15 protein-coding genes are annotated in these 12,956 nt (G+C 61.9%); 9 read left to right on the top strand and 6 right to left on the bottom strand.

Going from position 1 to position 12,956, the window contains the following annotated elements; all coding sequences use genetic code 11:
• Window positions 1-111: 111 nt before the first annotated feature.
• Window positions 112-1,815, bottom strand: coding sequence for an FAD-dependent oxidoreductase (locus tag QMK17_RS01670; RefSeq protein WP_283506601.1), 1,704 nt, complete (start codon window positions 1,813-1,815; stop codon window positions 112-114).
• A 275-nt stretch (window positions 1,816-2,090) separates the two neighbouring features.
• Between QMK17_RS01670 and QMK17_RS01665 the strand changes: the two genes are divergently transcribed.
• Both QMK17_RS01665 and QMK17_RS01660 read left to right on the top strand, forming a co-directional pair.
• Window positions 2,091-3,143 carry an N-acetylmuramoyl-L-alanine amidase gene (locus QMK17_RS01665; protein ID WP_283506599.1) on the top strand — a complete coding sequence of 351 codons (1,053 nt, stop codon included), beginning with the start codon at window positions 2,091-2,093 and terminating at the stop codon, window positions 3,141-3,143.
• Window positions 3,144-3,155: 12 nt separating this feature from the next.
• Window positions 3,156-4,199, top strand: a complete 1,044-nt coding sequence (locus QMK17_RS01660; protein WP_283506597.1) for a CobW family GTP-binding protein — start codon at window positions 3,156-3,158, stop codon at window positions 4,197-4,199.
• Window positions 4,200-4,301: 102 nt separating this feature from the next.
• Here the strand turns inward: QMK17_RS01660 and QMK17_RS01655 are convergent, their stop codons facing one another.
• The 3 genes from QMK17_RS01655 to QMK17_RS01645 are packed head-to-tail and all read right to left on the bottom strand — an operon-like array spanning window position 4,302 to window position 7,023.
• On the bottom strand, window positions 4,302-4,715 hold the full coding sequence (locus QMK17_RS01655) for a molybdenum cofactor biosynthesis protein MoaE (RefSeq protein ID WP_283506595.1): 414 nt from the start codon (window positions 4,713-4,715) through the stop codon (window positions 4,302-4,304).
• 8 nt (window positions 4,716-4,723) lie between these two features.
• Window positions 4,724-5,737 (bottom strand): bifunctional molybdenum cofactor biosynthesis protein MoaC/MoaB, encoded by a 1,014-nt coding sequence (moaCB, locus tag QMK17_RS01650; protein ID WP_283506593.1) that lies wholly within the window; start codon window positions 5,735-5,737, stop codon window positions 4,724-4,726.
• 11 nt (window positions 5,738-5,748) lie between these two features.
• Window positions 5,749-7,023: a molybdopterin molybdotransferase MoeA gene (locus QMK17_RS01645; RefSeq protein ID WP_283506591.1), complete on the bottom strand. Its 1,275-nt coding sequence runs from the start codon at window positions 7,021-7,023 to the stop codon at window positions 5,749-5,751.
• 154 nt (window positions 7,024-7,177) lie between these two features.
• Here QMK17_RS01645 and moaA point away from each other — a divergent pair, with 154 nt between their 5' ends.
• On the top strand, window positions 7,178-8,248 hold the full coding sequence (gene moaA / locus QMK17_RS01640) for a GTP 3',8-cyclase MoaA (RefSeq protein ID WP_442972668.1): 1,071 nt from the start codon (window positions 7,178-7,180) through the stop codon (window positions 8,246-8,248).
• On the top strand, window positions 8,241-8,483 hold the full coding sequence (locus QMK17_RS01635; RefSeq protein ID WP_283506588.1) for a MoaD/ThiS family protein: 243 nt from the start codon (window positions 8,241-8,243) through the stop codon (window positions 8,481-8,483). Before moaA ends, QMK17_RS01635 begins: the two co-directional genes overlap by 8 nt.
• Before the next feature lie 66 nt (window positions 8,484-8,549).
• Here QMK17_RS01635 and nadE read toward each other — a convergent pair whose 3' ends face one another.
• Complete coding sequence (gene nadE / locus QMK17_RS01630; protein ID WP_283506586.1) at window positions 8,550-9,389, bottom strand: ammonia-dependent NAD(+) synthetase; 840 nt, start codon at window positions 9,387-9,389, stop codon at window positions 8,550-8,552.
• A gap of 57 nt (window positions 9,390-9,446) precedes the next feature.
• Here nadE and QMK17_RS01625 point away from each other — a divergent pair, with 57 nt between their 5' ends.
• The gene (locus QMK17_RS01625; protein WP_283506584.1) at window positions 9,447-10,211 is read left to right on the top strand and encodes a fructosamine kinase family protein; all 765 of its coding nucleotides are present in this window, start codon (window positions 9,447-9,449) and stop codon (window positions 10,209-10,211) included.
• A gap of 41 nt (window positions 10,212-10,252) precedes the next feature.
• Here the strand turns inward: QMK17_RS01625 and QMK17_RS01620 are convergent, their stop codons facing one another.
• The gene (locus QMK17_RS01620) at window positions 10,253-10,834 is read right to left on the bottom strand and encodes a TetR/AcrR family transcriptional regulator (RefSeq protein WP_442972672.1); all 582 of its coding nucleotides are present in this window, start codon (window positions 10,832-10,834) and stop codon (window positions 10,253-10,255) included.
• A gap of 117 nt (window positions 10,835-10,951) precedes the next feature.
• On the opposite strand from QMK17_RS01620, the gene QMK17_RS01615 reads away from it, so the two are divergent.
• From QMK17_RS01615 to nrdI, 4 genes are all read left to right on the top strand, one after another.
• The gene (locus QMK17_RS01615) at window positions 10,952-11,518 is read left to right on the top strand and encodes an NAD(P)H-dependent oxidoreductase (protein ID WP_283506580.1); all 567 of its coding nucleotides are present in this window, start codon (window positions 10,952-10,954) and stop codon (window positions 11,516-11,518) included.
• Between the two features lie 44 nt (window positions 11,519-11,562).
• Window positions 11,563-11,685 carry a type B 50S ribosomal protein L36 gene (gene ykgO, locus QMK17_RS01610; RefSeq protein ID WP_283506578.1) on the top strand — a complete coding sequence of 41 codons (123 nt, stop codon included), beginning with the start codon at window positions 11,563-11,565 and terminating at the stop codon, window positions 11,683-11,685.
• Window positions 11,686-12,208: 523 nt separating this feature from the next.
• Window positions 12,209-12,442: a glutaredoxin-like protein NrdH gene (nrdH, locus tag QMK17_RS01605; protein WP_283506577.1), complete on the top strand. Its 234-nt coding sequence runs from the start codon at window positions 12,209-12,211 to the stop codon at window positions 12,440-12,442.
• Between the two features lie 80 nt (window positions 12,443-12,522).
• On the top strand, window positions 12,523-12,951 hold the full coding sequence (gene nrdI, locus QMK17_RS01600; protein ID WP_283506681.1) for a class Ib ribonucleoside-diphosphate reductase assembly flavoprotein NrdI: 429 nt from the start codon (window positions 12,523-12,525) through the stop codon (window positions 12,949-12,951).
• Window positions 12,952-12,956 lie beyond the last annotated feature (5 nt).

Raw genomic sequence — 12,956 nt, 5'->3', positions numbered from 1 at the left:
GCTATTTATCCATACGTAACGGTTTCCGAAGGTGTGGTTACCGTTATCAGTGGACGCAGTTACCTGTCGTCCGCTACGAATAACAAGTTTCAGGAACGGACCGATAGCGAATCAGTAACGATCACCGTTTCGTGAGAGTGCTGCACGCATCGCTTCACGTTCGACGAACTTGATTCTGGGACGACCGGACTCCGATCCAGCCGACACCTCTGCCTTGTCGATTGCGGTCCAGTCCCTAAAGTCCAGCGTCGAGGGCGCTCGCTGGGCCAACAGTTCATCGAGCGCATCTCGCCCGTGCGGTGAAGGGTGCACCACTCCGGTCGCCAAGTCCGCCAGCAGGTTGCGCACAGTCTCGGTTGCGCAATGTCTGTTTGTCCCGATCACTCCCGTTGGGCCGCGTTTGATCCATCCGGTGACGTAGACGCCGGGTACAGTTGTCCCCGAATTGTCGGTCACTCGGCCGTTGAGATTGGGGATCACGCCTCGCTGGGAATCGAAGGGCACGCCTGATACCGGCCGTCCTCGGTAGCCGACCGAGCGCACGACGAAGCCCGTGTCCAAGGTTTCCTCGCGCTCGGTCTGTTCAGCGCGGATGGTTCCGTCGTCGGACCTTTTCAACTCACTGTGTGCAAACCGGATGCCGGTAACAGATTCATCGCCCAGAAGGCTGATTGGAGTCGCGCAGAATCGAAAGACTATTTGTTTCTTTTTCGCATTGCTACCGGTTTCGCGGCGATGTCGCCCCGACAGTTCGCGCAAGAGATTCACTTTTGTCGCGACATCGGATTCCGTTGTTCGATGTGTCATCGCAGCCAGCGTTTCGGGGTCGGGTTCTGCTTCTTCGGGGCGCACCACGATGTCCACATCACACGAATTCGACAAAGCAATGAGTTCGGGGTTCGTGAACTTAGCCTGGGCCGACCCACGTCGTCCAAGAACCACGACCTCCTCGATGTTGCTGTGGCGAAGACATTGCAATGCGTGGTCGGCAATGTCTGTGTGCGCCAACTCTTCTACGGGCATGGTGAGTATCCGGGCGACATCGAGTGCCACGTTTCCGTTTCCGATCACTACGGCACGATGCGACGACAGATCGAAAGTTCTGTCCGTGAACTCGGGGTTCCCGTTGTACCAGGCGACAAATTCGGCGGCGGCGTGGCTTCCTGGTAAGTCTTCCCCTGGGATGCCCAGGACTCTGTCTCCGTCCGCGCCGGTGGCGTAGACGACGGCATCGTGATGGTCCATCAAGTCTTGATGCGTGAGGTCGGTTCCTATGTCTACTCCGAGGTGTACGCGGACGGACTTCTTTCCTGCGACCGACCTGAACAGATCGGTCACTGCTTTGGTCTGCGGATGGTCGGGCGCGACGCCTGCGCGAACGAGGCCGTAGGGGGTCAGCGCACGTTCGTACATCTCGATCTCGATGCCTCTGATGGCGGCGAGTTCGGTAGCGGCGTAGAACGCGGCAGGACCCGATCCGACGACGGCGACACGTCGGCCCGAAAAATCGACTCCCTTCCATGCAGGTATCTGGCTCGTGTAGTCAGTGGTCCGGGTGGGGTGCTGCTCGAAGTAGTCCGCATTCAAGTCGACGTATCGGCCTTCGTCCACGTCGAGTTCGTGATCGGCTTTGATGGCGTCGACGGGACACTCGTCCACACACGCGCCGCAGTCGATGCAGGCCCCCGGGTCGATATGTAGCATCTCGGTCCGCATGAATTCGGGTTCGTCCTGGGTCGGGTGAATACAGTCGACCGGGCATACATCGACACAGGAGGCATCGTTGCAGCAGGACTGAAGAATCACGAATGTCATGATCTGTTCTACCGCCTGACGCGGTCGCGGGGGCAGTGATCGGCTGCCCGGAGTGCAACATTTGAGTCACGGCGCGCTCACGATCGGATGTCAACCTCGACCTGAATCGAAGGAAAACGCTTTCTCTGCTTCACTTGGTGCGGAAGTGTCTGCTGTTACCTGTGTGAGCCCTGGGTTTGTTCCGGGTTTGCGGGAGTCTCGATGTGGAAGGGGAGTGGCCTGCTCGGTTCGCTTAGGCCGAGCGCGTCCAAAACCATGTGCGACCAAAATTGTCGATGGAAAGATCTGCGGTGCTCGCAATGGTGTCGGCAGGAGTGCTGGCGTTGTCCGTGACCATCCCGGCCACCGTGCTCGCAGCGCCCGCCGCGGATCAGGCACCGGGAAGCGAACTTGCGGGTAAGACAGTGTTTCTCGACCCCGGTCATCAGGGGACCGGGCATTCCGAGGATCTGAGCAAGCAGGTCGACGACGGTCGAGGTGGCACCAAGGACTGCCAGACGACAGGTATGACCACGATCGACGGCGTGGGTGAGCACACCATCAACTGGAATGTGTCGCAGCTGGTGAAGTCGAGTCTCGAAAGCCTCGGTGCCACAGTCGTCACCTCCCGGGCCGACGACTCGGGCTGGGGCGGGTGTGTGGACGACCGAGCCCGCGCCGCAACTCGATCGGGCGCAGACGTTGCGGTCAGCATTCACGCGGATTCGACGACGACCGGCACCGACAACGACAAGCACGGATTCCACCTCATCGTTCCGACGCTGCCGATACTCGACGCTGCGGCCCAGTCCGCGCAGTCCGAAGGAGGCCGGGCGGCATCGAATCTGATGCGTGACTCGTACGAGCGCGCGGGCTTCACCGCGGCGAACTACGCGGGCGTCGACGACGGTGTGCAGGAACGCGCCGACATCGCAGGACCGGCACTGACCGGCGTGCCTCTCGTATTCGTCGAGATGGGCAATGGATCCAATCCCGGCGACGCATCCGTTTTGGAGAGCTCGGAAGGTCAGCTGAAGCACGCGATCGCGATCTCCACCGGCGTGATCGACTATCTCCTCGGCCCGGACACCACCGTCGAGGCGTCGGGAGGGGACGCTCAATCGGACGTATCCGCGCCCACGCCGTCGACCGCGGCGCCGTCGAGCCCGGCAGCAGCGGGTGGGTCGCCCGCCTCCGGGGGAAGCGCGCTCGCTCGATTGTTGTCCGGCATCTCTCCCTACGTGGATTCGATGGGTGTCGACGGTTTGTCCGACTTGGTGACAGAGGACAACGTCGATGCGGTGTCGAACTTCGCGCAGGGTCTGCTGAAGCAGTTGATGGCAGGCTAGTAACCTCGCTGCGTGGCGCGCACGCGAGAACTACGAAAGATCCCCGTCGTACTGGTGTCGGGCTTTCTCGGCGCCGGCAAGACGACGCTCCTCAACCACCTGCTCCGGAACAACCGCGGAATCCGGATCGGCGTCGTGGTCAACGATTTCGGGTCCATCAACATCGACGCGATGATGGTTGCCGGCCAGGTCGATTCGATGGTCTCGCTCGGGAACGGTTGTCTGTGCTGCGCCGTCGACGCGAGTGAGATGGATGCGATGCTCGACACTCTCGCGACCAGCTCGTCTCGGCTGGACGTCATCGTTGTGGAAGCGAGCGGACTCGCCGAACCTCGAAACCTGATCCGTATGGTGCTGGCGGGTGATAATCCGCGCATCACCTACGGCGGTCTGGTGGGTCTCGTCGACGCCGTCGAGTTCGCTACGACCCGGTCCGCACACCCTGAGATCGACCAACATCTGGGACTGGCGGATCTGGTGGTTCTCAACAAGACGGACCGACTGGATGACGAAGCGCGAGAAAATGCCCTTGCGTCGGTGCGGTCCATCGTGGGCGACGTTCCCATTCTGTCCACCGAGCATGGCCGCGTCGACGCGGAGTTGCTGTTCGAGGTCCCCGAACGCGCCGACGATCCGAGCCATGCACGTCAACTGTCGTTGGACGAGCTCATGTACGAGGACGACGATCACTCGCAACATCTTCATGCCCGCTACAGCACCGCCAGCTTCGAAACAGTCGAACCAATCGATCCGCGGCGGTTCGTCGAGATGCTGGAGAATCCTTCCGGTGACGTGTATCGAATCAAAGGAATCGTCTACTTCGGGGCGGAAGGTTACATGGGCAAATACCTGCTGAACACGGTCGGCAGGCACATCAGGATTGAGCAGACGGACTGGCGTGCCGAGGACGAACGCGGCACCCGACTTGTCTTGATCGGCACGGACATCGATGAAGAATTGGTCGAGGTCCGTCTACTCGACTGTGTCCGTCGATCCGGAGATCCTCTCGATGGGACTGCGATGTTTCCCGTCCACCGATATGTTTCGCAAAACTAAATATATTGCTGGGACTTGGAAGACGTTTCGGCTCTCGGGAATGTGGCTTGTCGACGTCGGGTGCGGTTGGGGATCCGTGGCAATCCGCGCGGTTCGGTCCTTCTACAACCCGACCCACTCCGATGTGCCGGCCGCGAAGTGCTGGCGCTTCCAGATCGGCACTTCGGCCTTGATGCGTTCGACGAGCGCAGCACACGTGGCGAACGCCTCGGCGCGGTGCGGCGATGCCACTGCCGCGACCAACGCGATGTCTCCGACGACCAATTCGCCGACTCGGTGGATCGCTGCGACTGGAAGTCCCGACTCCGCCGCGACTTCGGCACAGCACGCGGCGAGAAAGCGCTCGGCGTCGGGATGAGCCTGATATTCCAGTGCGGACACCGATTGTCCGCCATCGTGATTACGAACGACTCCGGAGAACACCACGACAGCTCCGTGCTCGGGGCCTGCCACGGCGCTCTCGACCACCGCACTGTCGAGTGGCTCACCGGAAATCTGTGCGAGCAGTTCTGTCATGTTTTTGGTCACTTCCGTTCGCCGGCATCCTGGACATCGGGGTCGTGAAGACCGTGTCCGGCGACCTGCGCGAGAAGATGATCCAGAATTGGTCCGAGCACTGCGAGACCATCTTTCACCCCTCCTGGGGAACCGGGCAGGTTGACGACCACGGTGCGACCTGAGACTCCCGTCAGGCCACGGCTCAGTGTCGCGTGCGGAGTCACTTCGGTTCCCTTGAGCCGGATTGCATCGGCAACGCCCGGTAGTTCGCGGTCGAGTACGACCCGCGTCGCTTCCGGCGTCGCATCGGTCGGGGACACGCCGGTACCTCCGGTGCTGATCACGAGAGCCGGCCCGCCGGTGAGGGCATCGTCCAATCCTGTCGCGATGTCCGCGTCGGCGAACACCAAGGGACCGCGCACCGAGAAGCCGCGGTCCGTCAACCATGCGGCGATCACGGGCCCGGTTGTGTCCTCTCGGGTACCGCGCGCGCCGCCGGTGGATGCGACCAGCACCACGGCGGACCTGGCCTCCAGTTGTGGACCCAGAGGTGCTGGTACGCCGTCACGTGACCACCGGCCACGTTTACCGCCCTCCTTGCTGATGAGTCGTACGCCGTTCATCGTTGCAGCGGGGTCCACGGCTTTGACCATGTCGTGCAACGTGAGGCCGGCGATGGCGACGGCCGTGAGGGCTTCCATCTCGACGCCGGTGGGGCCGGTCGTCTTCGCGGTGGCTTCGACGGTGATCGTGGTCTCGGTGAATCCGAATACGACGTCCACCTTGGACAGCGCCAATTGATGGCACAGCGGGATGAGTTCCGATGTCCTCTTCGCACCCGAGATTCCAGCGATTCGCGCCGTTGCGAGCACGTCCGCCTTCGGCATCCCGTCGGCTCGAACGAGTGCGACGACCTCGGGGGTGGTCTCCAATTCACCTGCAGCGACCGCAATTCGAGCCGTGTCGGCCTTGTGGGAGACATCGACCATCCGGGCGCGACCTTCGGCATCGAGGTGCGAGAAATTTGAATTCGTCGACAAGTGATGGCCGTTCACAGTGGGATAACCCGGACGTTGGTACCGGCGGCCAGCTCGATGGTATCGGCGGGGATGTCGACGAGCACATCGGCCCAGGCCATCGCCGCGACGAGATGCGATCCCGGTCCCGCGATCAACGTGACGCCGTCTTCTTCGACTTTGCCGCGAAGAAGTTGCCGTTTTCCTGAAATCGAGGTGATCGAATGTGCCAGCGGCACAGAACGGACGCTTATCGGAGGGAGTCCCGCCGACTCGCGAATGACAGCGCGCGCGAACATCAGGAACGACACCACGGTACTCACCGGATTGCCGGGAAAGCTCAGCACCGGAACGCCGTCGACCACCGCGGTGCCCTGGGGCCCGCCGGGTTGCATTCGAACCGAACCGAATTGCCCACCGAGGGTAGCCAACACGTCCTTGACCACTTCGAAGTCGCCCATCGAAACCCCACCCGATGTGATGACGAGCTCAGCTTTCGAGGTCGCGAGGAACAGTATTCGGCGAAAGTCCTCCGGCACGTCGGAGCTGCGATGCACCGCAACCACGTCGGCACCATTTGCGCGCAGGTGTGCGGCCAGAGTCACACCGTTGGAGTCGAAGATCTGCCCTGGTCGCAGTGGAGATCCGGCATCGACCAGCTCGGCACCGGTAGTGATCACGGCGACCTTCGGCCGACTGCGAACCTCGATGTGCGAGAGCCCGACTGCAGCGAGCACGGCAATGTGGCGCGGTTCCAGGGTCTGCCCCGAACGGACGAGAACGGTGCCCGCGGTGACATCACTGCCCTGCTCGCGAATATATTCTCCAGCGGCGCGCGACATCGATATCGTCACGAAGTCGCCCTCGGCGACGGTGTTCTCGACGGGCACTATGGCGTCGGCCTGCTCCGGAACCGGAGCCCCGGTCATGATTTTCACCGCGGTGCCGGGCTCGACGACAATCGTGTCGGACGGCCCCGCCGCGATCGTTCCAGCGACACGGAGGCTGACCGGCACAGCAGCGACATCTACTGCACGGACGGCGTAGCCGTCCATCTGTGAGTTCCGAAACAGCGGAAGGTCGACCGGCGACGCAACGTCCGACGTCGGAATGCGGCCCAAGGCCTCGGCAACGCTCACGGTGTCCGATGGGCGAGTCCGCAAGGCGTCCAGGAGCCGTCGGACGTGGTCGATGTGCTCTTCGACAGAGGCCGGTACGGGCCGGTCTGCGGTCGGTTCGAACGCCGATTCACCGCGGGCGTCTCGGTCTGGCCCTGTTGTGCGAATCGGCCCTGTGGTGCGGCTCGTCATGTCACGATCCTATGCGGGCCGTGGCTGTCGAAGGTTCGGCGGATCGTACGAAATTTCCCATGAGCGGCATACTGGAACAAGGCTCGGTGTTGTGCATACGACCAAGCGTGTGCATGGAAGCAGTGCTGAACACCGATGTCGAAAAGGAGGGTCAGTGTCAGTCGAGAGTGTCGTGGGGCTGGGCATCCCCTCGGTAAACCGGGTACGGGGCTTCTCCGTCGCCGACCGCCCCGATGTGCCGGTCCTCATCGACCGGTTCGGGCGAGTGGCGCGTGACCTGCGTGTATCCATAACCGAGAAATGTTCTCTGCGGTGCACCTACTGCATGCCGGAGGAAGGACTTCCCGCCATCCCGGCCCAGGATCTCCTGACGCCGGAAGAAATCGGGCGAGTCGTAGCCGTCGCTGTACATCGACTCGGGGTCGAGGAAGTTCGCTTCACCGGTGGCGAGCCGCTGATGCGGGCCGACCTCGTCGACATCCTGGAACATTGCTCGCAGCGAGTACCGGGAATTCCGTTGGCGATGACCACCAATGCCGTGGGTCTCGAGCACCGCGTCGACAAACTGGTCGCCGCGGGGCTCACCCGAGTCAATGTGTCGCTCGATTCGATCGATCGTGCACACTTCGCCGAGCTGACCAGACGCGATCGGTTGCCGTCGGTACTGGCGGGTATCCGCGCTGCCGCCCGCGCGGGTTTGAGGCCGGTCAAGATCAACGCCGTTCTGATGCCCGAGACCCTTCACGGGGCCGCAGATCTCCTGCAATGGTGTCTGGAGGAAGGTGTCGCGTTGCGATTCATCGAGCAGATGCCGCTCGATGCGGATCAAGAATGGGCGCGATCGAACATGCTCGATGCACAAAATTTGCTGGACGTTCTGTCCACCCGGTTCGATCTGCGTGAAATCGGCAGGGAAGACCCCTCGGCCCCTGCCGAGGAGTGGGCTGTCGATGGGAGCTCCGCGACCGTCGGGATCATTGCCTCCGTCACGAGATCGTTCTGCTCCGACTGCGACCGGACGCGGCTGACCGCCGAAGGCACGGTTCGGTCCTGCCTGTTCAGCGACGACGAAGTCGACTTGCGTGCTGCATTGCGCGGAGGTGCGTCCGACGAGGAACTGGCGCAGCTGTGGCGGGGCGCAATGTGGAACAAATGGGCCGGGCACGGCATCGACGCGGCAGACTTCGTTCCGCCTGCGAGGAGTATGGGAGCCATCGGTGGTTGAGGTTCGCTATTTTGCCGGCGCAGCCGACGCATCCGGTTGTGCCAAGGAAACATTCGACCTACCCGAAGGCTCGGAGTTGGCGGTGCTGAAGGACGCGGTGTTGGCGCGCCACGGCGATGCCCTGGCCGACGTGCTTCGCGTGTCGGCGTACCTCATCGGCGACGAACTCACTCGCGATTTGAGCGAGACGTTCGGCGACAGGGTTGACATCCTGCCGCCGTTCGCCGGGGGCTGAGCGCCCGCTCAGCTCCTGCTGCAGTTTCAGTTTTGCTGCAGTTTCGGTTTTGCTGCAGTCTCGGTTTCAGCTTGTCCACCATTCGTCGAACGGTGTGACGGGAACTGCGCGTTTGTGCCGAGTGTCGAGGAACATTCGTTCGAGCTTCTCCGCTACCTCGTCGGTGACGTCCTTGCCTTCCAGATAATCGTCGACCTGCGAGTAGGTCACGCCGAGTGCCTCCTCGTCGGGAAGTGCTGGGCGGTCGTCCTCCAGATCGGCCGTCGGTACCTTCTTCCAGGTGCTCTCAGGTGCACCGAGTTCACGCAGCAGAGCCGCGCCTTGACGCTTTGTCAGCCCGGTGAGTGGCGTGATGTCCACTCCACCGTCGCCGAACTTGGTGAAGAAGCCGGTGATCGCTTCGGCTGCGTGATCCGTTCCGACCACGACGTAGCCGAGCTCACCCGCCAGTGCATACTGCGCGACCATCCGTTGGCGTGCTTTGATGTTGCCGCGCACGAAGTCTCGGATTTCACTGGCTCCGAGGGCATCGGCCGTTGCTGCTGCGGCAGCGTCCGAGGCGCCTTTGATGTTGACGGTCACCGTCCTGTCGGGGGCGATGAACCCGAGCGAAACTGTGGCGTCGTCCTCGTCGGCCTGGACGCCGTAGGGGAGTCGTACTGCGAGAAACTGTGCCTCCGCGCCTTCTGCGCGAAGTTCCTCGGCTGCTCGTTGGCAGAGTTTTCCGGTGAGGGTGCTGTCCTGGCCGCCGCTGATGCCGAGCACGAAGCCCTTCGCCGGGGTGGCGCGAAGATAGCGTTTGAGGAACTCGACCCGTCGCGTGATCTCGGTCGCCGGATCGAGGGTGGACTGGACAGCCAGTTCGCGCTGTATACGAGTGCGCAACTCCGAACGAAGAAATGCCATTCGGCCATTCTAGGTGGGGGCCTGCGCAAATACCCGCGAGCGGTAGGGTCGCAGGGGATGCCAGCAGATACGTATTCCAAAACCGATGCGAGCGCGCATCCGGATTTTTTCGCGGCCGAGGCTGCAGGTCTGCGGTGGCTGCGAGAAGGTGGGGCCACTGTCGTCGACGTTCGAAGCGTCGGGCCGACGCACATCGATCTCGCTCGCCTCGTTCCTTCGGCGCCGCGTCCCGATGCCGCTCGTCTGTTCGGAGCGCAACTCGCCGAGGTCCACCGGTCAGGTGCTCCTGGATTCGGTTGTCCACCAGAAGGATTCGTTGGTCAGATCTTCATCGGTGCGCGGCCGATGTCGAGCGTCGTACATCCGTCTTGGGGTGCGTTCTACGTGACCGAGCGTGTGCTGCCGTACGTGCGGGTCGCGGTCGAGGTCGGGAACCTCTCGGAATCCGACGCGGCAGTCGTCGAGCGTGTCTGCGCCGACGTGGCCGGCGGCGCATTCGACGACGACGATCCACCCGCGCGGCTACACGGCGATCTCTGGACGGGCAATGTGGTGTGGACGGATGCAGGCGTGGTGATGATCGACCCTGCAGCCCACGGCGGCCATCGGGAAACAGACCTCGCGATGCTCGCATTGTTCGGATGTCCGTTGCTCTCGGACATAGTCGACGGATATCACTCCGAGTGCCCGTTGCGCGGGGGATGGGAGAAGAGGATTCCGCTCCACCAACTCCACCCGCTGGCTGTGCATGCAGCTGGCCACGGTCCGTCCTACGGAGCGGAACTTCATCGAGCAGCGCTTGCCGTCCAGCGAATGCTCTAGCTTTCTCCCTGTGCAGCCCTGTATTACGGGTTGGTCACCGGTCACCGAGTGGCCCTGCGTACCAGGTCTTCCCAGCCGTCGGCCAGGCGCTGCATGGACATGTTCAGATTGCGGAATTGGTGCAGTACCAATGTGGCTTCGAGAGGGATGAGAAGCCCAAAGGCGAGGAGCTCCAGATCGCCGGTGACATGTGCCGCCCTCAGCAGGGTGAGGACGTGGGTGTAGCTCACCATGTGTGCCGGTGCTGAGTACCGGAGCTCGGCCGATGTCTCCGCGGCACGCATCACTTCACCTTGCACCTCGACCAGATCCAGGCGTGCGCGGCCGAACGCGACGAGCCTGTCGATCGGATCTGCCCCTGGGCCCATCGGAGGGGGACCGAAAAGGAACCTCTGCTGCAGCTCTTTCTCCGTGTGATCCAACAGTGCCTGCATCAACCCGGAGCGGCTTCCGAACCGTCGAAACACGGTGCCTTTGCCCACTCCGGCTTTGGACGCGAGGCCATCCATTGTGACGGCGTCGGCTCCGATGGTCGCAACCAGTTCCGATGCCGCGTCCAGTAAGAGGCGGCGATTGCGAGCTGCGTCACATCGCTCGGTCTCCTCGCCGACGATGGGCAGCATGAAGTCGGGCACAACGGTTACAGTACCCGCTCGGGAACAGATGTGGACCGCGGTCCGTTTAGATGGTAGGAATTGGTCGAACACCGACTGTCATTCGAACCCGAAGGAATATTGGTTATGTCGCAAGCACACGTTCTGGTCCTGGTCGGAAGCCTCCGCGCCGACTCCGTCAACAAGCAGATCGCCGAGACTGCTGTATCGCTCGCTCCCGAGGGTGCTGCCGCAGTCGTCTATGGAGCGCTCGCCGACGTTCCGTTCTACAACGAGGACATCGATGTCGACGGAAAGGTTCCGGCAGCTGCACTCGACTTGCGCGCCGAAGCCGAGAAGGCGACCGCTTTCCTGCTCGTCACGCCCGAATACAACGGCACGATTCCCGCCGTCCTGAAGAACGCCATCGACTGGCTGTCGCGCCCCTACGGCGCAGGCGCCGTGCGCAACAAGCCCGTCGCAGTCATCAGCGCGTCGCCGAGTGGCAACGGTGCGAAGTGGGCACACGACGACACTCGCAAAGCTGTCGGCATCGCCGGCGGCAACGTGCTCGAGGATGTGGTGCTCTCCATCGGCGGCACCATCGACAAGTTCGGCTCTGCGCACCCGCGCGAGAACTCCGAAGTGTCGGCTCAGATCTCCACCGTCGTCGAAGAACTCGTCAAGGCTTCCAATGAGCTCGTCAGCGCCTGAGCTGTTACTGGTAATGGGAATCGTTTGCATGTAGTATCACCTGCATGAAGGTACGCAACTCATTGAAGTCACTGAAGGGTAAGCCGGGTGCGCAGGTTGTGCATCGTCACGGCAAGGTGTTCGTCATCAACAAGAAGGAGCCGCGCTTCAAGGCGCGCCAGCGTTGAGGTAGACGCTCCAGGGGGACCTCCGGCCGAAGTGGGCCGGGGGTCCTTTTTCGTGAGGCGGGGTGGGTTTGCGGTGCATGCCCGTCCGGGTGCGAAGTGGATCACGCACTGGCAAAGGGTGATTTCATCCGCCGGTTTGCGGCGTGTCGGCTTGCTGTTTCAGATCACCAACCGAACCCCTTTCGTGTGTGACGCGGGACAAGAATCGCCTGTGACCCGCGACACGCCGCCGCCGCCGTGGGATTTTGGGTTCATGAGGCGCTGACCAGCAAATACCATGGATGTTGTTCGCAACATCTCGTGTTGTAGGCATATGTCGGACACTAGGTGTAGTGTTTGGGCAGTCGAGAGGCCACAACACGACAAGCCGAAACAATCGACTTGAAACACGTGAAAGTGCCTCGAAACTGCTCCAATCCGGGCTCGTTCCCGGGTCCGGCGCAACTTGCAGGAAATCATCACGCAGCGCATATCGAAATCTCGGTGAAGACCGTGGTTTCGGACAGGGAGAAGGGAACCCCTCATGAGCATCACCGTCTACACCAAGCCCGCCTGCGTTCAGTGCACTGCCACGTATCGCGCTCTCGACAAAGAGGGCATCGAGTACGCCGTCATCGACATCACGCAGGATGCCGAAGCTCGGGACTATGTTATGGCGCTCGGTTACTTGCAGGCCCCCGTCGTCGTTGCAGGCGAAGATCACTGGTCGGGATTCCGTCCCGATCGCATCAGGTTGCTCACCGCACAGGTTGCGTGAACAGACACTGCTGCAGGAGCCGACGATGGAGATGAGCAAGTTTGAATACTTCATCTCGTGCCCCGCAGTTGACGCACCCGTTGGTTTATTTTTCGAGTGCGTCAGAAAACACCCATAGATTTGTCACCAAGCTCGATATGCCGGTGAGTCGGGTACCGATTCACCACCCCGAAGAATTCACCGTGGATCAGCCGTACGTGCTGGTTGTTCCCACGTACGGTGGCGGCAGCACGTTTGCTGGGCGGGATACCAATTACGTCCCGAAGCAAGTCATCAAATTCTTGAACAACAAGCACAACCGGTCCCTGATCAGGGCGGTCATCGCGGCGGGTAACACCAACTTCGGTGATTCGTTTTGTTTTGCGGGCGATGTCATCTCGCAGAAGTGCGCAGTTCCGTATCTCTATCGATTCGAACTGATGGGGACTCCCGAAGACGTCGAGCGAGTCCGTGAAGGGCTCGCGGACTTCTGGGAACGAGAGTCGCGCCGAGCAGCGCACACACATTAGTCACA

It is taken from the genome of Rhodococcus sp. G-MC3, from assembly GCF_030063335.1.
In the GTDB taxonomy this organism is placed as follows: domain Bacteria; phylum Actinomycetota; class Actinomycetes; order Mycobacteriales; family Mycobacteriaceae; genus Rhodococcoides.
Note: the sequence above shows the minus strand (reverse complement) of the source record. Positions and strands in the feature narration are given on the sequence as shown.

Coding starts and splice junctions, on each gene's coding strand:
- QMK17_RS01670 (WP_283506601.1), bottom strand. CDS start 1,815: ATGACATTCGTGATTCTTCAGTCCTGCTGCAACGATGCCTCCTGTGTC.
- QMK17_RS01665 (WP_283506599.1), top strand. CDS start 2,091: ATGGAAAGATCTGCGGTGCTCGCAATGGTGTCGGCAGGAGTGCTGGCG.
- QMK17_RS01655 (WP_283506595.1), bottom strand. CDS start 4,715: ATGACAGAACTGCTCGCACAGATTTCCGGTGAGCCACTCGACAGTGCG.
- QMK17_RS01645 (WP_283506591.1), bottom strand. CDS start 7,023: ATGACGAGCCGCACCACAGGGCCGATTCGCACAACAGGGCCAGACCGA.
- nadE (WP_283506586.1), bottom strand. CDS start 9,389: ATGGCATTTCTTCGTTCGGAGTTGCGCACTCGTATACAGCGCGAACTG.
- QMK17_RS01625 (WP_283506584.1), top strand. CDS start 9,447: ATGCCAGCAGATACGTATTCCAAAACCGATGCGAGCGCGCATCCGGAT.
- QMK17_RS01620 (WP_442972672.1), bottom strand. CDS start 10,834: ATGCTGCCCATCGTCGGCGAGGAGACCGAGCGATGTGACGCAGCTCGC.
- QMK17_RS01615 (WP_283506580.1), top strand. CDS start 10,952: ATGTCGCAAGCACACGTTCTGGTCCTGGTCGGAAGCCTCCGCGCCGAC.
- ykgO (WP_283506578.1), top strand. CDS start 11,563: ATGAAGGTACGCAACTCATTGAAGTCACTGAAGGGTAAGCCGGGTGCG.
- nrdH (WP_283506577.1), top strand. CDS start 12,209: ATGAGCATCACCGTCTACACCAAGCCCGCCTGCGTTCAGTGCACTGCC.